The organism is Streptomyces sp. NPDC050528 (assembly GCF_044457795.1).
Taxonomy (GTDB): Bacteria; Actinomycetota; Actinomycetes; order Streptomycetales; family Streptomycetaceae; genus Streptomyces.
This window is the reverse complement of record NZ_JBITHH010000007.1, coordinates 127493-149092: the sequence shown is the minus strand read 5'-3', so window position 1 is coordinate 149092 and position 21600 is coordinate 127493. Positions and strand designations below refer to the sequence as shown.

The following is a 21600-nucleotide window of genomic DNA, read 5'->3' as shown; positions in this document are numbered from 1 at the left end:
GCACCGCTGGTCGGCCTGTTGTCCGCGCGCGCCTTCGTCAGTAGACGGACAGTCCGTACGTGTTGAGTGCTTCCTGGATCGGCTGGTAGTACGTGTTCCCTCCCGTCGTGCAGTTCCCGGAGCCTCCGGACAGGATGCCGATGACCTTGTCCCCGGCGTAGAGCGGGCCGCCGCTGTCGCCCGGCTCGGCGCAGATATTGGTCTGGATCAGGCCGTGGACGACTGCTCCGCTCCCGTAGTTGACGGTCGCGTTGAGCGCGGTGACCACGCCGCAGTGGACACCGGTGGTCGCTCCCCGGCGGCAGACGCTCTGGCCGATGTACGCGGTAGCGGTGCCGGTGATGTCGACGGATCCGATGGTTCCGGGGTGTGGGACGGCCGTGTTGGTGTAGCGGACGACTCCGAAGTCGTTGCCGGGGTAACTGGTCGCGGTCGTGGTGCCGATCGCCGTGGCCATGGCGGAACTGGTGTACCAGGTGGACACGCCGTCGGTGCAGTGGCCGGCGGTGACGAAGTAGTACGTGGAGCCGCTCTGTACGTTGACTCCGGCCGAGCAGCGCCCGGTGGACGTGTAGATGCCGTCACCGCCCGACAGGAGGGTGCGCAGCGTGCCGCCGAGTCGGTCGAGGGACACGGCACCCGAGAACTGGCGCGCGGCTTCCCGCAGTTGGACCAGATCCGAGTCCGAAACCGTGGCATCGGCCAGCACCCGCAGCTTCCCGGTGCGCCCGTCCACGGCCCAGGCCGTCCCGGCGATGGCCAGGGACTCTACGGCCGAGGTCGCGCCGGTCACCGAGGCGGCGGACGGCGCGGCGCCGACCGTGGGCGCCGCTGAGGCGCCGGTGTCGGACACCGCGAGGGCGCTCACGACGAGCAGGCTCACCACCGAGGCGATCAGTCGTGAACGCCTGATGGTGGTACGGGGTGCTCTCATCGGCCGGTCTCCCCGAGGTCGGTGGGTCAGGTCGGAGCATGTCGGATGGGTCAACGGGCGTGCTGGGTACGGGTGTTGTGGTGCGGTCAGTGTGCCCAGCCGCGCCCGGCGGGGGTAGGCCGACTTCGGCCGAAGAGGTCGGCCGGGAGTTCGAGGGGCGGGTGCGCGGTCGGGCGATCAGGCCGCCGTGGAGCGGTACGAGAGCATCCGCGCCGTCGACGAACGGGTACGAGCCCCTCGGCTGCCCGATCCGGTGACCGGTCCGGTGACCGTCCCGGGCAGCCGCGCCGTCTTGATCAGGTGGCGAAGCGGTGGGTGCCGGAGCCGACCCCGAACACCGCGCAGTCGTCCTCCTGGCGCAGATACGTCCCGTGCGTGTGGGTCACCGCGTCCGGGGTGGACGCCGGGATCCACACCTCGGCGGTCGTGTTGGGCGGCACCGCGCAGGTCAGCGTGAACCGGCCGGACCGCTGTCGCCACTGGGTGGAGACCGGGCCGTAGACCGAAGTGAACGTCGCGCGGGCGGTGTTGACGGATCCGCCGGGGCGGGGGCGGATGACGATCTCGCGGTAGCCGGGCCCGCCCGCCGCGATGCCGGCGATGTTCGTGTACATCCATTCCCCCACCGAGCCGTAGGCGTAGTGGTTGAAGGAGTTCATGCCCGCGTCCTGGAAGCTGCCGTCGGGCCGGATGGAGTCCCAGCGTTCCCACATCGTGGTGGAGCCCCGGTCGATCTGGTAGCCCCAACTGGGGAAGGAGCGCTGTTGCAGGAGGCGGTAGGCGACGTCGGTGTGGCCCGTGTCGGTCAGGACGGGGAGCAGGCGGGGAGTGCCGAGGAAACCTGTCGACAGATGCCAGTCCTTCGCCTCGATCAGGGCGACGAGCCGGTCGGCCGCGGCCTTCCGCGACGCGTCCGCCAGCAGGTTCATCGACAGGGCCAGGACGTACGCCGTCTGCGTATCGCCCTTGATACGGCCGTCGGAGGTGACGTAGGCGTTCTGGAAGGCCGCCCGGATCCGCTCGAAGAGATCGCGGTACGCGGCGGTGTCCTCGCCGAGTTCGCCGGCCATCCGGGCCGCGAGGTCGGCGCCGTGCGCGAAGTACGCGGTGGCGATGACGTCCTTCGGGGTCTCGTCCTCGACGTTCAGCCAGTCGCCGTATCCCTGGGCCGGGCGCAGCAGTTGGTCGCTGTTCTTCTCCAGATACGCCAGCCAGGTCCGGACGGACGGCCAGGCGTCCACGAGGACTTGACGGTCGCCGTACGCCTGGTAGAGGGACCAGGGGACCGTGACCCCCGCGTCGCCCCAGCCGGCCGTTCCGTTGCCGACCGTGCCGACCATCGGCGCCACGTCCGTGAACGCGCCCTCCGCCGTCCGGGAGTCCCGGAGGTCGACGAGCCACTTGGACAGGAAGCGCGCCGACTCCATCGTGTACGCGGCCGTGGGCGCGAAGACGTTGATGTCTCCCGTCCAGCCCAGGCGCTCGTCGCGCGCGGGTGTGTCGGTCGGAACGGAGAGGAAGTTGCCGCGCTGGCCCCAAGTGATGTTGTGGTGCAGCTGGTTGAGCATCGGTACGTCGGTCTCGAAGTCGAGGGTGAAGGGGGCGGACGTATGCATCACGCGCCCGGTGACGGCCCTGGCGGTGGGAGTGCCTGGGAAACCGGTCACCTCGACGTACCGGAACCCGTGGAAGGTGAACCGGGGTTCGTAGATCTCCTCCTTCCCGCCGCCCTTGAGGGTGTACGTGTCGGTCGCCGCCGCCGTGCGCAGGTTCGCGGTGTAGACGGTGCCGTCGGGGTTGAGCACCTCGGCGTGTCTGAGCCGGACGGTCGTCCCCGCGTCGCCCGACACGCGCAGCCGGACCGAGCCGACCATGTTCTGGCCCAGGTCCAACACGTAGACGCCGGGCTTGGGTTGGGTGATCTGATGCGGTGTCAGTTCTTGCTCCACCCGCACCGGCCCGTCCACCTGCGCGACGATCAGGTCGGGACCGAGGTCGCCGACGCCGCCCATGCTTCGCACGCCGAGCCAGCCCGTGTCGTCGAAGCCGGGCGAGGCCCAACCCGGGGTCTCCTTGCGGGCGTCGTACGTCTCGCCGTTCAGCAGATCGGCGGCGACGATCGGTCCGGCGGCGGCCCGCCAGTCGGTGCCCGACTCGATGCGCTCGCTGGTCCCGTCCGCGTACTCCACCTCCAACTGGGCCAGAAGCGCCGGGACTTGGCCGTACTGGCCGGGCCCGAACATGCCCACGTTGCCGGCGTACCAGCCGGGTGCCAGATACGTGCCGATGGCGTTGGCGCCGGGCCGCAGGAGGTCGGTGACGTCGTACGTCTGGTACTGGACGCGGGTGCGGTAGTCCGTCCAGCCGGGAGCGAGCTGATCGAGGCCCACCCGGCTGCCGTTGAGGTGGCTCTCGTACAGGCCGAGCGCCGTGGCGTACAGGCGCGCGCGGGCCACCTTCCGGCGCGGCAGCCGGAATTCGTGCCGCAGTTGGGTGACGGCGTACGACACCGGGACGACGCGTCCCCACGGCCCGCCACCCCAGACCGCCGCCACCCGGACCGCCGGCCAGCCCGAGTCGTCGAACCCCAACTCCCGCCATCCGTCGGCCGGTTCCTGGTCCGTGGTCTTCCAGGAGGCGTCGGTGAACACCTTCTGCTCACCGGAGGCGGTCCGCACGACAAGGGTGGCGACGAGTCCCGCCGGGCCTTCCGTCGCGTTGGTGGCGGCGACGGCGATAACGTTGTCACCGGCCCGCACGCGCTCCAGTACGTCGATCACCGCCGGGCGTTTCCAGTCCTCGTTGTCGGTGTCGAGGTCGGTGTGGGCGACCTCGACTCCGTTCAGGGAGACGGCATATACGTTGTCGGCGGTGATGGCGAGCGTGGCCGACGTGATCCCGTCGGGCAGGTGGGCGGTGCGGCGGAACCAACGGGTGGCCGCAGGAACGCTGTTGGTCGGATCGCCCTCGGGGAACCAGATCCAGGAAGCGCCCTCGAAGGACGGCGCGTCCACGAGGGCCGCCGGTGCGGAGATCCAGTCGGCGGTCCACTGTCCGGCATCCATCAGTCCGGTCTCCCACCACGAGGGTGCGCTCCAGCCGGAGACATGGCCGTCGCCGTCCCATACGCGCACGGACCAGTGGTAGCGCGTCCGGGGCTTGAGTCCTGGACCTCCGTAGGACACGAGGACCGACTCGCCGGACGTGACCTTCCCGCTGTCCCAGACGTCCGGGTGGGACAGACGTGACGGGGTGGTGGCGACGCGGATCTGATAGGCGCTCTGGTGGGCGCCCGTCCGGTCGGAGGCCAACGGCCAGCTCAGACGGGGGCGTTGGGCATCGAGCCCCAGCGGGTGCCGGACGTACTCCACGGTCGGCGCGGTGACGCGCAGCCCGTCGCGCTGTGCCTGAGTCTGTCCGGATGTCGGTGCGGCTATCGCCGGCACGCTGTCGACGGTCACTGCCGCGACCGTGGCGACCGCGCCCGCGAGTATGTTCCTCCTGCTGATCACTACGACTCCTCACTCGCACGGAATGGATGAATCGATTCAGATTTGAGAGGCGTGGGTAACGTAGAGCCTGGTGGGGTCGGGGTCAATCAGCGTGCAACTGTTTTCGTGACACGGCTAGTTCGGGATCGATCCGGGCCGAGTCGGTGCGCGGGGCGGACGCGAGGGTATTGAACGGTTTCAATGAGGCCTGCGGACACTTGAGCCGAACCCCACGGGCGTGCCCCCGCCTCACGGCAACGAGCGGGCGAGCCACACCACTTCACCGTTGTCTTCCGTGGAGACGTGATCGCGCTCGAACCCGAGCTTCTCAAGGACACGAAGCGAGGGCGCGTTCCACGTGCCGACGGTCGCCCAGAGCCGTTTCCGTCCGGTCACGGCAGCGGCGTCGAGCACCGCGCCGGCCGCTTCGGTGGCGTAGCCGTGCCCATGCGCGCGCTGGAACAGCTCGTACGCGATTTCCGGCTCCTCCAGGGTGGAGCGGCCGATGATCAGCCCGCAGTAGCCGATGAAATCGCCCTCGGCACGGCGCTGGATGGGCAACAGGGCGATCCCCGTGGTCGCCGTCGCGGCGAGCAGTTCCGCGATGGACGTGCGGATGCGCTCGACCGTGGGGGTCCCCTTGCCGCGTTCGGCGAGGAGGGCGCAGAAGTCGGCGGCGTCCGACTCGGCCCACGGCCGCAGGATCAGCCGCTCGGTCTCAAGGTGGAACGGCATCGTCCCGTGCGTAGACATGCGTCTACTCTGCCCCACGGGTCACCGCGGACTGCGGCCGGAGTGCCAGGTGAGGAACCCTGATGAAGGTGGAGGACAGCGTGGAGCTCAAGGAGATCCTGGCCGACTGGCGGGACTACGACGACGCGGCGTTTCGGCTCGGGGTGTTCCTGGGAGTCCTTCCGCGTGACCAGACGTTCTCCTCGGTGAAGCGGATGTTCTGGGTGGACGGATATCCGCTGGGCGACATGCTGGTGGACATGCTCGACCGGATGGCGGAGGCCGGGGTTCTGCTCAAGAACGACGAGGACGTGCAGTACAAGTGGAACCCGGCTCCCATCGACCTGTCGTGAACCGTCTCGCGGACAACCGCGTGTCACGCCCTGAGCGGCAGCGCCCTGAACTCGTAGTCCTGCCACAGCCGGCGCGCGTTCTCCTCGGGATAGGCGGCGACGGTCGGCGGTGCGCCGAACACCTGGGTGAGCCGGTGTTCGGGGGCGAACGCGGGCCAGCCCGGGTCTCCGGTGGCGGCGAAGGCTGTCCATGACGTGCGGAAGCGCGCCGACAATTCCAGGGCTTCGGCCGGGGTCGGCGTGCCCAGCATCTGGCCGAAGCCGGTGGTGAAGTCGCCGAACAGCAGGGGGAGATCCAGCCCGTGGCAGGCGCCGAAGGGGGTGACGGCGCTCGGCGCGGGCCAGGTCAGTTCGTAGAGGTAGGCCTGTCCGCCGCCCAGCGCCTGACTTTCGGCCAGCCGGAGCGAGGGCATGCGGAACAGCCAGTCGGAGCGGACCAGCACCCAGAGCTGTTCGGCGGAGGCGTTCGGGAACGCGGCGCGGTAGGCGGCCTCGGCGTCCGGGACGGGACCTTGGACGGCGAACGCGCGCGACACCTCCTGTGCGTCGATCGCACCCGGGCGCGGGGGCAGGAACAGCCGGTACTCGTCGCGGGTGTGCCCGGCGATCAGCTCGATGCCGCGTCCCGCGCCGGCGGCGAGGGCCTGCCAGGGCGTGGTGGGCAGTACGTCGCCGTCCACGACCGGGCCGAACAGGCTGGGGTGATCGGCCAGTTGACCCCATCGGTCGACGCGCTCGCGCTGGCCCACGGTCGCTTCCTCGCCGGCCATCGCGAGGTCGACCGGCTCGACGGTGGAGAGGTCGGTCGCCGTGGGACGTAGACCGCGCCGGGCGGCGATGACCGCGGACACGTCGGCGGCCAGCTCGGGGGAGAGGAACGGGCCTCCGAAGCTCTGGGCCACGGCCCTGTGGAACAGCCTCGCCGCCGAGGGCATGGCCAGCAGCGCGGCCACCGAACCGGCACCGGCCGACTCGCCGAACACCGTGACCTGATCGGGGTCGCCGCCGAACTCGGCGATGTTCTCGCGCACCCACTCCAGCGCGGCCACCTGATCGAGCAGACCCCGGTTGGCCGGGGCGCCCCCGATCGCCGCGAAGCCCTCCACACCGAGGCGGTAGTTGCAGCTGACCACCACCAACTCGCCCTCCCGGACGATCTGTTGAGGGTCGTAGGCGCTGTCGTTGCTCGAACCCAGTTTGTAGGCCCCGCCGTGAATCCACACCATCACCGGACGCAGCGCCGCGCGGTCCGGGGCCGGTGTCCACACGTTGAGCGTCAGCCAGTCGGTGCCCGTCGACTGCGCTGGCAGGGGGCCTCCTTGGTCCCGGAAGACGGCGTAGTCCTGCGGTGCGCACGTGCCGAAGGCGAACGCCTCGCGCACTCCGTCCCAGCGGGGTACTCGTCGGGGAGCGGCGAATCGCGCATCGCCAACAGGGGGCGCGGCGAACGGAATTCCCCGGAAGACGGCCAGGCCGTTCTCCCAACGGCCCTGTATTCGTCCGGTGGTTGTGTGGGCTTCGGCTGCGGGGGATTGTTCTGACACTTCGGCTGTCATGGGTGGCTCCCTTTCCTTGGTCGGTACGGAGAAGGTGTGTCAGGCGGCGAACAGTCGGCCTAGCCAGGCGATCGGTGCTCGGTTCGCGGCCCGGGACAACGGGGCCTCAGGCGCGATGATGTTGAACGAGTGGAAGCCGCCGGGCCAGACGTGCAGTTCGGCCGATCCACCGGCCCGCCAGATCCGTCGGGCGTACTCGACGGCCTCGTCCCGGAAGATCTCCGCCGAGCCCGTGTCGATGAACGTGGGCGGCAGACCGGACAGTTCGACGGCCCGCGCTGGAGCGGCGTACGGCGACACCTCCGGGCCGCCGCGCGCGGTGCCGAGGAACGCGGTCCAGCACAGGTCGATGACGCCGGTGTCGCCGAGTCCAGCCTCGGCCATCTGCCGGGCCGAGCAACTGCCGTCGCGATCGTCCAGCATGGGGCCGAGCAACACCTGGCCGAACAGGGTGAGTTCGCCTCGGTCTCTCACCAACAGCACCGTCGCTGCGGCCAAGTTGGCGCCCGCGCTCTCTCCCGCGACCACGATCCGATCCGGGTCGATGCCGAGTTCGGCCGCGTTCTTCACCGTCCACGCGAGACCGGCGTAGCAGTCCTCGACCGGCGCGGGATGGGGGTGTTCCGGTGCGAGGAGGTACTCCACCGAGATCACGGCGAGTCCCAACTCCTCGGCGATACCTGTGTACATGGGCATGTTCAGGTAACGGTCGCCGCCGATCATGCCGCCGCCGTGGATGCGGTAGACCGCTCCGTACGGCGCCGGTGTGCTGGTCGGTAGGCAGATGAGCAGCTCGACGTCGGGTGCGCCGGGCGGGCCGGGCACAAGACGTTCGGACACCGCGAGCGCGCCGTTCCGGGTCAGGTCACCGGCCGATTCCAGGCTCGCTGCCGCGCCCTCGCGCATGGCCGCGACCGCCGCCTCGCCGCCGTCGGCTCCGAACACCTCGACGAATCCGGCCAGTTGCTCCTCGTACGCGGTCGCGACGGCGGCCAGCCCGGGGTCGAAAGGAGGCAGCGGACCGATGGGTTCGCTCGCGGAGTCGGCATGCGACGCGACAGGGCTCATGACTGCCTCTCATGGTGAGCAGGGAGATCGTGTCCCGAGTGTGCGGCCAGGTCAGGCGGGTGGCGGGCTGCCGGATGGCGGGAAACATCCGCCATCCGGCTAGCCGTCTCCCGCCGGGTCCGGCCGCACACTCGGGAGACGATCTCCCTCCGGACAGGCAGGTGCGCGATGACATACGGAGCCGAATTCGACGTACGGATCCCCATGCGGGACGGCACGGAGCTGTCGACCGACATCTGGCGACCGGAGACGGACGAGCCGATGCCCGCACTGCTCACCCGTACTCCCTACGGCAAGGAGAAGGTGGGCCTGGGCACCGCCCTGATGCCGGGGCTGCACGGCATGCTGCGCGCCGGCTATGCGGTCGTCGTCCAGGACTGCCGGGGCACCTACGGATCGGACGGTGTCTTCGTGCCGCACGTGGACGACGCCTCGGACGGCGCCGACACGATTGCCTGGCTGGCCGAGCAGGAGTGGTGCGACGGCAGCGTGGGCATGTTCGGCCCCTCCTACCTGGGCATGGTGCAGTTGCGGGCCGCCACGTCCAAGGCACCGGCGCTGAAGGCGATCGCTCCGATGATGGCGTCGGCCGACCTCTATGCGACGCCCTGGCGTTCCCGGGGCGGGGCACTGTCGCTGGACACCGTGCTCGGCTGGGCCACGCTCATGGCGCTGGGCGAGGCTCAGCGCGCTCTCGCCCAGGGGCGCGCCGACGCCGAGGACGTCACCGCCCTCGCGGCGCGTGTGGCGGCGGACCGCTCGCTGCGCAACGACGCGACCCCGGTGGCCGACCAGCCGCTGATCTCCGCCCACCTGCCCTGGATGGTCGACGTTGCGATCGGCCGGCCCGACCGCGACCAGACCTGGCGGGACCTGTCGGCGCGGGAGGACATCGCCTCGCTCACGACGCCCGCGCTGCACATCGGCGGGTGGTACGACCTGTTCATCGGGGAGACGCTGCGCGACTTCACGGAGATGCGGGCGGGGGCCGGTACGGCGGAGGCGCGGGAGGGGCAGCGGCTGATCGTCGGGCCGTGGTCCCATTCGCTCGTCGGGTTCGTCGGCTACTTTCCCGACCGTGACTTCGGAATGGCGGCGAGCATGGACGCCGCCGCGCTGGGCGAGCGGCAGATCGCCTTCTTCGACCGTTGCCTGAAGCGGAAGCGGGACGAACCGGAGGGGCGCCTGCCCGTGCGGTTGTTCGTCATGGGGATCGACCAGTGGCGCGACGAACCGGACTGGCCGCTGCCCGACACCGACTACCGGGCCTACTACCTGGAGGGCGACGGCCCGGCGAACAGCGCCGCGGGCGCGGGACGCCTGTCGACGACCGAACCGGCCGGCGACTTCGTCGACACCTACCTCTACGACCCGCGTCGACCGGTGCCCTCACTCGGCGGCACCCTCATGAGCCTGACCGGATACGACGGTCCGGCCGACCAGCGCCCGCTGCACGACCGCGACGACGTGCTGGTCTTCACCACCGAGGTGCTGGAGGAGCCCGTCGAGGTGACGGGCCCGGTGTCGGCGCGGCTGTTCGTCAGCTCGTCGGCCGTGGACACCGACTTCACCGCGAAGCTCGTCGACGTCCACCCGGACGGGCGGGCCATCGTCCTGTGCGACGGCATCCTGCGCATGCGCTACCGAAAGGGCCTGGACGCCCCGCGGTTGATGACGCCCGGCGAGGTGTACGAGATCGAGGTCGACCTCATCGCCACCGCCAACGTCTTCCTGGCCGGACACCGGATCATGCTGGAGATCTCCAGCTCCAACTTCCCGCGCTACGACCGGAATTCCAACACCGGCGGGGTCATCGCGCGGGAGCACCTCTCCGACATGGTGTCCGCGGTCAACCGGATTCACCGTGGGGCGGAGTACCCCAGCCGGATCGTGCTGCCCGTCCTCCAGCGGTAGGAACGGCCGGGTGGAGCAGCAACCGGCGCGCGGCGAGCGCCAGTTGGACCCGTAGCCGGCCCTGGGGGTCGCACACCGGGAACCCCAGGTCCTGCTCGATCAGGGTGATCCGGCCCTTGAGCGTCGAGTGATGGACGTACAGGGCCGCCGCCGCGAGCCGCAGACTCGTGTGCGAGGTGAACTCGACCAGCGTGCGCAGCACCCACGGACCGGAACGGGCCGCCCTCTCCAGGGCGCGGACGTCGTCCGGCGGCGAAGCGGGGTCGAGGGCGTCGGCGAGCAGCCCCAGCGTGCCGAGCTCGTCGTACAGGACGACGCCGGGTCCCGGGTCCTCGTCGGTGCCCTCGGCGGCGTAGCGCAGCGCGGTGCGGGCCCGGTCCCAGGACCGGGGGAGGTCCAGCAGGGGTACGGCGGGTCCGATGCCCGTCCGGCCGAGACCTTCCCAGCGTCGCGCCCGGGCGGTGCGGTCACCGTCGCCCTTCGTGGCGGCCACGATCCGGCCGGCGCTGTCGGCTGACGCGATTGCCCGAAGACTTCCCTGCTCAGGCAGGTGCAGCAGCCGGGCCGCGTGCAGGCGGTCGTTCTCACTCGCGGTGCCGTCCAGCAGTACCTCGACCGCGGCCGGGTCGTCCGAGAACGGGCCCGCGCTCCGTCCGGCCGCGTCGCGGGTGCGGTGGAGGACCTCGCGGGCGGCGAACGCGGCCCGGTCGAGCACCATCGCCTCGATCAGCGAGTGCCGGCCCACCCGCTCCAGCCAGAGCGCCGGCCGGCCACCCGGGACGAGGGGCGCGCCGATCCAGCGCGGATCGACCGGGCCGCCGTCGCGCTCGACCCGGCCGTCGAGGTCGGCGCGGAGGGCGACGGCGAACCGTTCGTCGATCAACCGGGCCGGTGAGCCGCTCAGCGTCGCCACCGCGCACAGAATGGGCCCCAACCCCGCGTGCCCTTCGACGAGTTCGTCGAACCGGCTGATGACCCTGATGGCCGCGCCCGCCTCCGGGTCGAGGGCGTCCAGTTTGGCGACTACGTGGTGCATGACCGCCTCGTCCCGTACTGGTCCTGGTCTTCCCGCAGTCCTTCGAGGTCGGGTCGCCACGGTGGAAGCGGAGGACTCTTCTCCATGAATATTGACGTTTTTTTACGATGGCGACAAGAGCGCGATGCTGTGAATCCGTGATCTCGTCCGAGTGACAGCGGGCCGTTTCGCCACCGCCTCATGAGCGGTGCGCGAGTCTCGTCCCGTGTGCGATCGACGCGAGTGCCGTGCGCGGACGACCGTGGCCCGGCCCGGCACATCGAGTGCCGGGCCGGGCCGTCGTTCAGAAGTTCCAGCTCTGACTCCTCGCCCCGTTGCAGCTCCAGCTCACCAGGAGCTGGCCGTTGTCGGACCGGCCGCCCAGGATGTCGAGGCACTTGCCGTTCAGCCGGCTGCGGATCTCGCTGCCGTTCCAGAACCACTTCTGGTTGCTGCCCCCGTTGCAGTCCCACAGGTCCACCGACCCCTGGTCTCCGGGATTGGCACCGTAGATCTCCAGGCACTTGCCGTTCATGCCGGACCGGATCTGCTCGCCGTCCCAGCTCCACTGCTGGTTGGTGTTGCCGGTGCAGTCCCACGTCACGGTGGAGGCGCCGTTCTCGTTGTGGAACATGAAGACGTCGGCACACCTCCCGTTCAGGTTGGACCTGAGCAGCGGTGCCGCCGCCTGGGCCGGCAGTGCCGTCACGGCACCCCCGATCGTGAGCCCGATCGCCGCCAGCAGCGGTACCAGTCGCTTCGCAGCCTTCATGTCGTCCCTCCACGTAGCCGGTGCGCGGTTGCGCTGACTCATGGCTATCGGCCGCGGGTTGTCCGGCGCCGGGACGTCGACGCCGGACATCAACTGCCGGACAACCACCGCGCAGCGCGGCTGCGTCGATGCTCGGGAAAGGACGCGCATGCCACGTGCCGAACGGCCGCTCGACCTGGACGCCGGTCCGCTGACCCGCTTCGCGGCCGACCTGCGGAAGCTGCGCGAGGCGGCGGGACTGCCGCCGTACCGGACCATGGCCAAGAGGGCGCACTACTCCTCCACGACCCTGTCCGATGCCGCCGGCGGACGCGCGTTCCCGAGCCTGAGCGTCACGCTCGCGTACGTCGAGGCGTGCGACGGCGACCGTTGCGTATGGGAGTCCCGTTGGCACGCGGTCGCCGCCGAACTCGCCGCGGGCGCGCAGAGCGGAGAGTCCGGCGGGTCGACCACGCCGTACGCCGGACTGTCGGCGTTCCAACCCGAGGACGCCGACCGGTTCTTCGGGCGCGAGCGGCTGACCGACGAGGTGCTCGCGCACGTGCGGGAGCGCCGGTTCCTGGCGGTCTTCGGGCCGTCCGGATCGGGGAAGTCCTCGCTGCTGCGGGCCGGGCTCGTCGCCCGCGCGCGGGCGGCGGAGTGGCCGGCGATGCTCCTCACGCCGGGCCCCCATCCGGTGGAAGAGCTCGCGGTACGACTGTCCGCCATGACGGGAGAAGCCCCCGGCCCGCTGCTCACCGAACTGCGCGATAACCCCGAGGCGTTGCACCTGCGGATCCGGCAGGCCACGATCGACCGCGCACCGGACGGCGACACCCTGATCGTGGCCGACCAGTTCGAGGAGGTCTTCACCCTCTGCCGGGACCGGGCCGAACGGGACGCGTTCATCGGCCTGTTGACCACCGCCACCACCGCGCCGACGAGCCGCACCCGGGTGGTGCTGGGCGTACGCGCCGATTTCTACGGCCACTGCGTCCAGGATCCCCGGCTGGTCGAGGCGATGCGCGACGCGCAGCTCGCCGTCGGCCCGATGAGCAGCCAGGAGTTGCGTGAGGCCGTCACCCGGCCGGCCCGGCTCGCCGGCTGCACGGTGACCGGCCCACTGCTGGCGGCCGTGGTCGCGGACGCGACCGGCCAGCCGGGCGCGTTGCCCCTCGTCTCGCACGCGATGGTGGAGACCTGGCGCCGCCGCAGCGGCAACCGCCTGACCCTGGACGGGTACTTGGCGGCCGGCGGCATCCAGCACGCCCTCGCACAGACCGCCGAGACCGCCTACCGGGACTTGTCACCGGCGCAACAGACCATCGCCAGATCGCTGTTCCTACGGCTGACCGCGCTCGGTGACGGTACGGAGGACACCAGACGCCGTATCACCCCGGACGAGCTGGACCCGGGCCCCGACACCGCGTTCGTGCTCGAATCCCTCGCCCGGCAACGGCTGGTGACGCTGGACGAGAGCTGTGTCGAGATCACCCACGAGGCGATCATCCGCTGCTGGCCGAGGCTGCGCGGCTGGCTGACCGAGGACCGGGAGCGGCTGCTCCTGCACCGCCAGCTCACCGACGCGACCGCCGGCTGGGAGGCGCAGGGCCGCGACCCGCACGCCGTGTGGCGGGGAGCCCGCCTCGCCGCGGCACTGGACCTGGCCGCTGCGGACGGCGGCCGACTGACGTCCAGGGAACGGAGTTTCCTCGACGCGAGCAGCGACGCGGAGGCCGGTGAGACGGCGGCGATCCGACGACGGACGGTCCGCCTGCGGCAACTCGTCGCGCTGCTCTCGGTGTTGATGGTCACCGCGATCGGCGCGGGTGTGCTGGCCGTCGGTTCGCGCGACTCGGCCGTCCGGCAGCGCAACGTGGCCATCGCCCGGAAGGTCGCCGCGGACGCGGCCGAGGTGCGGAGCCACAACCCCGCGCTCGCCGCGCAGTTGAACCTCGCGGCGTACCGGCTGGCGGCCACGTCCGACGTCCGCGATCAGCTCATGAGCAGCGGCGCGACGCCGTACACGAGCCGGCTCACCGGCCACACCTCCGACGTGGTCGCGATCTCCTTCGCGCCGCGCGACAGGGTCCTGGCGAGCGCCAGTTGGGACCACACGGTCCGCCTGTGGGACGTCGGGAACACCCACCGTCCAGCCCAACTGGCCGTCCTGTACGAGCCGTTGAGGCTGCTGTCGGTCGCGTTCGGCCAGGGCGGGCGCGTCCTGGCGGCGGCGAGCGAGGGATCGGTACGGCTGTGGGACGTGACGGACCGGCGGGCGCCCGTCGCGCTGAGCACGCTGCCGCAGCTGCGCGTCGCGCCGACGTGGGTGGCGTTCCGGCCCGACGGCGCTGTCGTCGCCACCGGCCACACCGACGGTACGACGCGGCTGTGGAACGTGACGGATCCCCGGCATCCGCGACGGCTGGCCACCCTCAACGGCCATACGGCCGCGGTCACTTCGGCGGCGTTCGCCCCGGACGGCCACACGCTGGCGACCACCGGCGACACCACCGCCAGGCTGTGGGACGTCACCGATCCCGTACGCCCGCGCCCGCTCGACGTGCTGCGCGGCCACACCGACACGGTGACCTCGGTGGCGTTCAGCCCGGACGGCCGGACCGTGGCGACCGGCAGCTGGGACCACACCGCCCGGGTCTGGCGCCTGGGCGCGGACCTACGCACGCAAGTACCGGCCGTACTGCACGGATTGCGGCCGCAACCTCCGGCCGTCCTGCTCGGGCACCCCGCCATCGTCTGGTCGGTGGCGTTCGCTCCCGACGGCCGGACCCTTGTCTCGGTCGGCGGTTCCACCCTGTTCTGGGACGTCACCGACCCGGCGCACCCCCAGCGCGTCAGCATGATTCCCGGCGGTGCCTACCAGGCCGCGTTCAGCCCGGACGGCCGCGTACTCGCCGACTCCGACCGGTTGTTGGACCTGCGGGACCTGTCGACCGGGACCCACGACGACGTGGTCACGTCCCTCGCGTTCGCCCCCGGCGGTCGCGTGCTCGCCAGCGCGAGTTGGGACGGCACCGCACGGCTGTGGCAGGTCACGCGCGGCCGGGCGCTGTGGCCACTGGCGGTTCTGCGCGGGCACACCAGGTTCGTCCGCTCCGTGGCCTTCAGCCCGGACGGGCGCACCCTCGTCACCGCGAGCGAGGACACCACCGTACGCATCTGGGACGTGACCGAACCTCGCAGGCCGCGCCTCACGTCGGTCCTCCGCTGCGACGCAGGTGAAGTCGCGGGCGCAGGCTTCGGGCCCGACGGCCACCTGCTGGCCGTATGGGCCGAACACGGCACCGGACTCTGGGACTTGACGGATCCGCACAGACCGCGACAACTGAGCCGGATCGACGGGGGCGGCCGGGAGGTGACGATGGTGTCGTTCCGCCCCGACGGCCGCACGCTCGTGACGAGCACGGGCGAGACCGGCTCGCTGCGGTTCTGGGACATCAGCGATCCGCGCAGCCCCCGCGAACGTCCGTGCCCGTTCCGGTCCGAGCCGCTGACCGACGGCATCTTCAGCCCCGACAACCGGAGCCTGGCCGCGGTCCACCGATCGGACCGGACGGTGTGGCTGATGGACGTAGGCGACATCGAACGTCCGCGAAAGACGGCGCAGTTGGGGCCGTCCGGCTCCTGGCTCTACGCGCTCGCCTTCTCCCCGGACGGCGGCCGACTGGCGGCCGGCGCGGCGGACGGCAAGGTCCTGCTGTGGGACGTACGCGCTACGACTCCTCCCATCGTCCTCGCCGGCCACGCGAACCCGGTACCGGCCGTGGCGTTCGGCCCGCACGGCGACACCCTGGCCTCCGGCGGCAACGACTTCACCATCCGGCTGTGGGACACCGACCCGGACAGGGTGGTCGCCCGCATCTGCGAGCGCGCGTACCCGAGGATCACCGGGGCGGAATGGGCACGGTACTTCGCGGCGACGGACTTCGATCCACCATGCCGTGACCACGGCGGCGGGAGTGGTCGACGGGGCGCACGTTGAACCGGTGTTGCTCTGATGGACACGCCGACTCGCCTGCCCAGTGCGGGAGTTGTGACGTCCGATGGGTGATGCTGGAGGCTTCCGCACAGTGGTTCGGGCAGGCGTCGCCCCGTACGTCTGCATCAGGGCAACACGTACAAGGGAAGCGCCTTGCAGCAATCGCCGCAGCAATCTTGGCAACCGTCCTCGCGCAAAAGATCCGCCCGGAAGCTGCTCGCCGGGATCCTGGCCGGCGGCGCCGTGGCCGCGGGCTGCTTCGCCGTTCTGCCGTCGACGGCGCAGGCCGCCCAGACCCCGGCCGCCGCCGACCGGCAGTCGTCCTTCACCGACGCGGCAAAGGAGTTCGGCGTCCCGCTGCCCGTGCTCCTCGCCGTCTCGTACCAGGAGTCGCAGTGGGACGACCACGACGGGCACTACAACACCTCGGGCGGATACGGCCCGATGAACCTGACGGACGTCACCGCGAAGATGGTCTCCGGCGGCGCGACGGGCGCCGCGGGCCGCGGTGACCTCGCCGAGCTGACGTCGGACCCGGCCCTGCACACCCTCGACGCGGCGGCGAAGCTCACCGGCACCCCGGCGGCGAAACTGCGCACCGACGACCGTGCGAACATCCGGGCCGGTGCCGCCCTACTCGCCTCGTACCAGCGGCAGTTGACGGGCGAGAGCTCGACCGACCCGGCCGACTGGTACGGCGCGGTGGCCAAGTACAGCCAGTCGTCGGACCGGAAGGCGGCGCAGCTCTTCGCCGACCGAGTGTTCAGGACGGTGTCCTCGGGCGCCTCGCGGACGACGGTCGACGGACAGCACGTCAGCCTCGCGGCGCAGAAAGCGATCCGCCCCGAGACTCAACAACTGTCCGCACTGAAGCTGAAGTCCGCCGCGACGGCCACCGACACGGAGTGCCCGCCCACGGTGGACTGCACGTTCCTCGCCGCGGCCGCCTCCAACGGGCAGGTCGCGGGCCGCCCGGGCGACGGCGTGCAGATCAAGTACATCGTCCTGCACGACACCGAGTCGTCCTACGACGCCGCGATCAAGACGTTCCAGACGGTGGGCTCCGGCGACTCGGCGCACTACGTCATGCGGGCCTCGGACGCGGCCGTCACGCAGATGACGCACACCAAGGACATCGCGTTCCACGCCGGCAACTACTGGTTCAACATGCACTCGATCGGCATCGAGCACGAGGGCTACGCCGCGCACGGCGCCACCTGGTACTCACAGGCCCAGTACCAGGCGACGGCCGACTTGGTGAAGTACCTCGCCGCCCAGTACGACATCCCGCTCGACCGCGAGCACATCATCGGCCACGACAACGTGCCCGGCCCGCAGGACAGTTACGTGCCGTCCATGCACTGGGACCCCGGCCCCTACTGGGACTGGACGGCGTTCATGAACATGGTTGCCCCGTCGAAGGAGGCCCAGGCGCAGAGCGCCTCCCGGCACACCCCGAGGGTGGGTTCGGCGGTCACCATCAGCCCCAGGTTCGCGACCAACGACCAGACCGTCCAGGTCTGCCCGGCCGACGACCCCACGGGCGCCACCACCGCGTGCACGGACAGCACGGCACCCGCCAACTTCCTTCCCGTACGCACCAGTCCGAGCGCGGACGCGCCCCTGTTCGCCGACCCGGCCATCCACCCCGGCGCGAGCGCCGGCACCGACTCGATCCACGACTGGGGCAGCACCGTCCAGGCCGGCCAGGAGTTCGTGGTCGCCGCCGTCGACGGCGACTGGACCGCCATCTGGTTCAGCGGATCGAAGGTGTGGTTCTACAACCCCGGCGGCATCAACACCTGCGCCGCACCGGGCGCGAAGATCCTCCACTCCGGCGACCAGCCCGCGACCCTCTACGGCTCCGGCTACCCCCAGGCCTCGGAGTACCCCTCGGGCCTGTCCCCGTCCACCCAGAAGCCCCTGACCGTATACACCTTCCCGGCGGGCCAGGCCTACGTCGCCACCCAACCCGCGGTGAGCGCCGACGACTTCTTCGTCTCGGGCGACACGTATGTCACCGGGGCGGCCAAGTACTTCACCATTCAGTACAACCACCGGGTCGTGCTGGTGGATGGCTCGCAGGTTTCCTGAACCGGCTGGTACGCCCCGAAGGGAGAGCAGACCGGCGGGATGAGCCGGCCTGCTCTCCGGGTAGCTAGATGATGATGCAGCGATCCGGGGCGTCCATGGCCACGGTGGTGACGACGGTGACCGAGGTAACGGTCGATATGGATTCAGCGGCCGTGGCGCTGGGTGCCGTCAAGCCGAGACCCATTGCGGCGACGAGGACCACCCCGGACATGTGACGAAACGTTTTGTGCACGTGCAGAAGTCCTTCTTGCTAGTTCCTGTCGACTTACGATCAGGAGCATAGCGAGCTTTGATCACTATCTCTAACGCGCGTATGGGATGCAGCGGTACGAATACGGTCAGAGCGAGATGGTTTTCTATTCCACTACTTTTACGCCGCCGTCGATGTCCGCCAAGCGATCGCTTATTACATGCGCTTCTTCGGGTGTGTGATTCCGTGTAATTTCGAACGCCTGTTTAAGGAGTGCCCGCGCGGCACCTGGATCGCCGGAGGCCAACCGCACTTCGGCCAGAGCCTGTTGCGCTTGAATTGTCTCGTCCATGTCATGCGTGCGTTCGGCCAGGGCGACGGCGGCCTCCAGATGGCGACTCGCGGAGGTGAGGTGCTCTGCGGTCAAATAGGTCTGGCCCAGGCGTCGTTCGGCCTGTGCCTGCTGGTGGATCGCGCCGATGCGTCGGGCGAGGTCGAGTCCGTCGGTGAGGTGCCGGACCGCTTCTGTCGTGTCGCCCGCTCTGCGGCGGGCTTCACCCAGTCCGATGAGCGTGTCCGCCTGGCTCTTCTGATCGCCAAGTGCCCTGAATTCTCTGAGGGTTTCCTGATAGAGTGCCGTTGCGGCATTCGTGTCGCCCGACTCGGTGAGCGCGTCGGCCAGGCTCCCGCGTACGGTCGCCCGGTCGTAGCGATTCCCGGATTGCTCCAAGAAGAAGAGCGACTTTTCGAACGATTGGCGAGCGGACGCGAGGTCGCCGGCTCGCATATGTAAGTCGCCGAGGTTATTTAGGGTTTTCCCCAGCGCTGTGCGGTCGTCTGATTCCGTGAATCCCGTAAGTGCTTTCTCGAAGTGTTCTCGCGCTCGGTCGTGCTCGCCCAGGAAGAGGAGGGAAACCGCGGTGTTGTTGTATCCGCGGGCTCTGTCCCAGGGGTCGCCGGACAAAGCCGTAAGGCTGAACGACTTTTGAAAGAGGACGAGTGCGGTCCGGTATTCGCTCAGGTGCCAGTTGAGGGTGCCGAGTGTCCGTAGGGCCTCCGCTTCCGCGGCCACATCCTCGGTCCTGCGGGCGATTTCCAGGGCGCGCTCTCCGGTCTCGGTGGCTTCCGGGTAGCGGCCGGTGTGTGCGTACAGGGCGCTGAGGTGCGACAGGGTGCGACACAGGGCGGCCGAGTTGCCGGTCCGGGACCAGTGGTCCGCTGCGGGGCGGAGCACGGTGTGCGCGTCGTGCCAGTGGCACTCCGCGTTGAGGAAACCTGCCATGGCGTAGGCGAGTTGTGCCGCGGTCTCCGGTTGCCCGTGGTCCCGGGCGCAGGCCTCGACGGCCAAAAGGTTGGTGTGTTCGGCGGCGAGCCACGATCGTGCGGCGTCGGCGTCGGACCAGTCTGGCGTACTGCTTCGGGGCGGGCCGCACGGCAGGTCGGGTCTTGTGCGGCGGGGGTAGGCGAGGCGGTCGGCGCGGTCGGTGGCGGCCGCGTAGAAATCGATCAGGCGGCGCAGGGCGTCGGACCGCTCCTGTTCGCTGTCGTCGACGGCGGACCGCGAACGGCCGTACTCCCGCAGGAGGTCGTGGTACCGGTATCGGTCGGGCGTCGGCTCGCTCAGGATATGGGAGGCGAGCAGCGACTCAAGGGTGCGTTCCGCGGCGACCGGGCGCAGGTCCAGCATGGCCGCGGCCTCCTCCGCGGTGAAGTCCTGGCCGGGGTGCAGGCTGAGGCGGCGGAACGCGGTCCGGTCGTCCTCGGACAGGGTCTGGTGCATGAGGTCGAAGACGCGCACCACGTCGTGGTCCGCGTCTCTGATCTCGTCCAGCCGGCCTTCCGGACGGGCGAGGCGGTCGGCCAGTGTGGTGAGCGTCCACGACGGGTGGGCGCGGAAGCGGCTCGCCACCAGTTCTATCGCGAGCGGCAGACCAGCGCATTGCCGGATGATCCGGGTGATTTCGCCGACGTCGTGTGTCCGCGGTACGCCCGCGAACGCGCAGAACAGGGCGACGGCGTCCTCGTCGGGCAGTACGTCGAGCGCGATGTGCCTGGCATGAGGAAGGCCGGTGAGATGACGCCGACTGGTGACGATGGTCAAGGAGGGGGAGCCGCCCGGCAGCAGCGGCCGGATCTGATGGGCGCTCACCGCGTCGTCGAGGACGATGACGGCCCGCCGCTCCGCCAGCATCGTCCGCCACAGGGCGCTGCGGCTCTCCAGTTCGAGGGGAATGGTCTCGGCGGGAGCGCCGAGCAGGCGGAGGAGCGTGGCCAGGGCGGTGTCGGGATCCAGGGGTTCGCCGATCGGCGAGTGGCCGCGGAGGTCCAGATACAGCTGTGCGTCGGGGAACCTCTCGGCGAGTCGGCCCGCGCCGGTCACCGCGACGGCGGTCTTCCCGATGCCGGCCATGCCGGTCACCGTGCTGACGGACTCCAGGCTGACGACCGCGCCGTCCTCGGGTGCCGTCTCGACCACCGCCCGCAATGCCTGTAATTCCGCGTGACGCCCCACGAGCGGGGGCTGATGGGGCAGATTCCGGGGCGGTCGCGGGGGCGCCGGCGCGGTCCGGGCGGGCGCGGGCCGTGATGCCGCGGTCGCGCGGGCCGGTGTGCCGAGGTCCCGGACGAGATCGGTGGCCGGGACGCGATCGAGGATTCCGCTGTGGATGCGCTTCAGCTCGACGCCCGGACGCGACCCGAACTGTGTCATCAGGAGCTGGCAGATCTCCTGATGGACACGGAGGGCCTCCGTGTAGCGGTTGGTGCCGTAGTACGCCAGCATCAGCTGGCCGGCGAGCGTCTCGTCGCCGGGGTACCGCTCGACGAGGGCGGTCAACTCGGCGGTGAGGCCCGTGAACCGGCCCAGCCGCAGCAGGGCGGCGATCCGGGAGACGGTGGCGCTGAGCCGTCGTTCTGTCAGCGTCCTGCGTACGGTCTCGGCCCAGAGTCCGGGCAGACCGGCCAACGCCTCGCCCCGCCAGAGCTGTTCGGCCCGGTCGAGGAGGGCGGCCGCCTGCTCGTGGGCGCCGTCGGCCACGAGGCTGCCCGCCTGGGCCACTTGGTGCTGGAACCGGTGCCAGTCCACCGATACGTGAGCGGTCTCCAGCGTGTAGGTGTGGGCGCGGTTGATGATGCGGGCCGTCCCCGTGGACGAGGGGTCGACGAGACGCAGGTGCCGACGGATCCTGGAGACATAGGTGTGGACGCTCTCTCGGGCATGCGGCGGCGGTTCGTCGTCCCACAGCCGGTCTATGAGCGCGTCCAACGAGACCGGACGTCCCGCCGTCAACGCCATCGAGGCCAGGAGAACTCGGCCCTTGTCGGAGCCGAGTTCGACGCGTCGACCGTTCACTCGGAGGCCCACCGGGCCCAGTACTTCGAATTCCACCAGTGCCTCCCGCGGTTCAGAGCCATCGACGACCATGGCGGCGGGGTAACGGACTTGGTAACGGATGAATGAGCATGACAGGAAGGGGAGGGTGTTTCCATATGTGCCCGCGTG

13 protein-coding genes are annotated in these 21600 nt (G+C 70.3%); 4 read left to right on the top strand and 9 right to left on the bottom strand.

Annotation, left to right across the window (positions count from 1 at the left end; all coding sequences use genetic code 11):
• Positions 1–37: 37 nt before the first annotated feature.
• The 3 genes from ACIBK4_RS24605 to ACIBK4_RS24595 form a co-directional block, all read right to left on the bottom strand.
• Positions 38–934, bottom strand: coding sequence for a S1 family peptidase (locus ACIBK4_RS24605; RefSeq protein WP_398997534.1), 897 nt, complete (start codon positions 932–934; stop codon positions 38–40).
• A gap of 296 nt (positions 935–1230) precedes the next feature.
• The gene (locus ACIBK4_RS24600) at positions 1231–4446 is read right to left on the bottom strand and encodes an alpha-L-rhamnosidase (protein WP_398997532.1); all 3216 of its coding nucleotides are present in this window, start codon (positions 4444–4446) and stop codon (positions 1231–1233) included.
• Between the two features lie 228 nt (positions 4447–4674).
• Positions 4675–5178: a GNAT family N-acetyltransferase gene (locus ACIBK4_RS24595; protein WP_398997530.1), complete on the bottom strand. Its 504-nt coding sequence runs from the start codon at positions 5176–5178 to the stop codon at positions 4675–4677.
• A 62-nt stretch (positions 5179–5240) separates the two neighbouring features.
• Here ACIBK4_RS24595 and ACIBK4_RS24590 point away from each other — a divergent pair, with 62 nt between their 5' ends.
• Positions 5241–5510, top strand: coding sequence for a hypothetical protein (locus ACIBK4_RS24590; RefSeq protein WP_398997529.1), 270 nt, complete (start codon positions 5241–5243; stop codon positions 5508–5510).
• Between the two features lie 23 nt (positions 5511–5533).
• On the opposite strand, the gene ACIBK4_RS24585 is transcribed toward ACIBK4_RS24590, so the two are convergent.
• Both ACIBK4_RS24585 and ACIBK4_RS24580 read right to left on the bottom strand, forming a co-directional pair.
• Entirely contained in the window at positions 5534–7066 is a 1533-nt protein-coding gene (locus ACIBK4_RS24585) for a carboxylesterase/lipase family protein (protein ID WP_398997526.1), read from the bottom strand.
• Between the two features lie 39 nt (positions 7067–7105).
• Positions 7106–8134: an alpha/beta hydrolase gene (locus ACIBK4_RS24580; RefSeq protein ID WP_398997524.1), complete on the bottom strand. Its 1029-nt coding sequence runs from the start codon at positions 8132–8134 to the stop codon at positions 7106–7108.
• 168 nt (positions 8135–8302) lie between these two features.
• Here ACIBK4_RS24580 and ACIBK4_RS24575 point away from each other — a divergent pair, with 168 nt between their 5' ends.
• Complete coding sequence (locus ACIBK4_RS24575) at positions 8303–10048, top strand: CocE/NonD family hydrolase (protein WP_398997522.1); 1746 nt, start codon at positions 8303–8305, stop codon at positions 10046–10048.
• On the opposite strand, the gene ACIBK4_RS24570 is transcribed toward ACIBK4_RS24575, so the two are convergent.
• Complete coding sequence (locus tag ACIBK4_RS24570; protein ID WP_398997520.1) at positions 9984–11084, bottom strand: helix-turn-helix domain-containing protein; 1101 nt, start codon at positions 11082–11084, stop codon at positions 9984–9986. The two genes, ACIBK4_RS24575 and ACIBK4_RS24570, sit on opposite strands and share 65 nt — an antisense overlap.
• Before the next feature lie 283 nt (positions 11085–11367).
• Positions 11368–11835: an RICIN domain-containing protein gene (locus tag ACIBK4_RS24565; RefSeq protein ID WP_398997518.1), complete on the bottom strand. Its 468-nt coding sequence runs from the start codon at positions 11833–11835 to the stop codon at positions 11368–11370.
• Between the two features lie 148 nt (positions 11836–11983).
• Between ACIBK4_RS24565 and ACIBK4_RS24560 the strand changes: the two genes are divergently transcribed.
• On the top strand, positions 11984–15817 hold the full coding sequence (locus ACIBK4_RS24560) for a hypothetical protein (RefSeq protein ID WP_398997516.1): 3834 nt from the start codon (positions 11984–11986) through the stop codon (positions 15815–15817).
• Positions 15818–15967: 150 nt separating this feature from the next.
• A complete protein-coding gene (locus ACIBK4_RS24555; protein WP_398997514.1) occupies positions 15968–17908 on the top strand; it encodes an N-acetylmuramoyl-L-alanine amidase in 1941 nt (646 codons plus the stop codon).
• Between the two features lie 64 nt (positions 17909–17972).
• On the opposite strand, the gene ACIBK4_RS24550 is transcribed toward ACIBK4_RS24555, so the two are convergent.
• Both ACIBK4_RS24550 and ACIBK4_RS24545 read right to left on the bottom strand, forming a co-directional pair.
• Positions 17973–18119, bottom strand: a complete 147-nt coding sequence (locus tag ACIBK4_RS24550) for a hypothetical protein (protein ID WP_398997513.1) — start codon at positions 18117–18119, stop codon at positions 17973–17975.
• Positions 18120–18264: 145 nt separating this feature from the next.
• Entirely contained in the window at positions 18265–21486 is a 3222-nt protein-coding gene (locus ACIBK4_RS24545) for an AfsR/SARP family transcriptional regulator (protein ID WP_398997510.1), read from the bottom strand.
• Between the last annotated feature and the right edge of the window lie 114 nt (positions 21487–21600).

Bases quoted from the DNA above. Each gene is read 5' to 3' on its own strand.
- ACIBK4_RS24575 (WP_398997522.1), top strand. From the start codon at position 8,303: ATGACATACGGAGCCGAATTCGACGTACGGATCCCCATGCGGGACGGC.
- ACIBK4_RS24590 (WP_398997529.1), top strand. From the start codon at position 5,241: ATGAAGGTGGAGGACAGCGTGGAGCTCAAGGAGATCCTGGCCGACTGG.
- ACIBK4_RS24550 (WP_398997513.1), bottom strand. From the start codon at position 18,119: ATGTCCGGGGTGGTCCTCGTCGCCGCAATGGGTCTCGGCTTGACGGCA.
- ACIBK4_RS24565 (WP_398997518.1), bottom strand. From the start codon at position 11,835: ATGAAGGCTGCGAAGCGACTGGTACCGCTGCTGGCGGCGATCGGGCTC.
- ACIBK4_RS24570 (WP_398997520.1), bottom strand. From the start codon at position 11,084: ATGCACCACGTAGTCGCCAAACTGGACGCCCTCGACCCGGAGGCGGGC.
- ACIBK4_RS24580 (WP_398997524.1), bottom strand. From the start codon at position 8,134: ATGAGCCCTGTCGCGTCGCATGCCGACTCCGCGAGCGAACCCATCGGT.
- ACIBK4_RS24595 (WP_398997530.1), bottom strand. From the start codon at position 5,178: ATGTCTACGCACGGGACGATGCCGTTCCACCTTGAGACCGAGCGGCTG.
- ACIBK4_RS24560 (WP_398997516.1), top strand. From the start codon at position 11,984: ATGCCACGTGCCGAACGGCCGCTCGACCTGGACGCCGGTCCGCTGACC.
- ACIBK4_RS24605 (WP_398997534.1), bottom strand. From the start codon at position 934: ATGAGAGCACCCCGTACCACCATCAGGCGTTCACGACTGATCGCCTCG.
- ACIBK4_RS24585 (WP_398997526.1), bottom strand. From the start codon at position 7,066: ATGACAGCCGAAGTGTCAGAACAATCCCCCGCAGCCGAAGCCCACACA.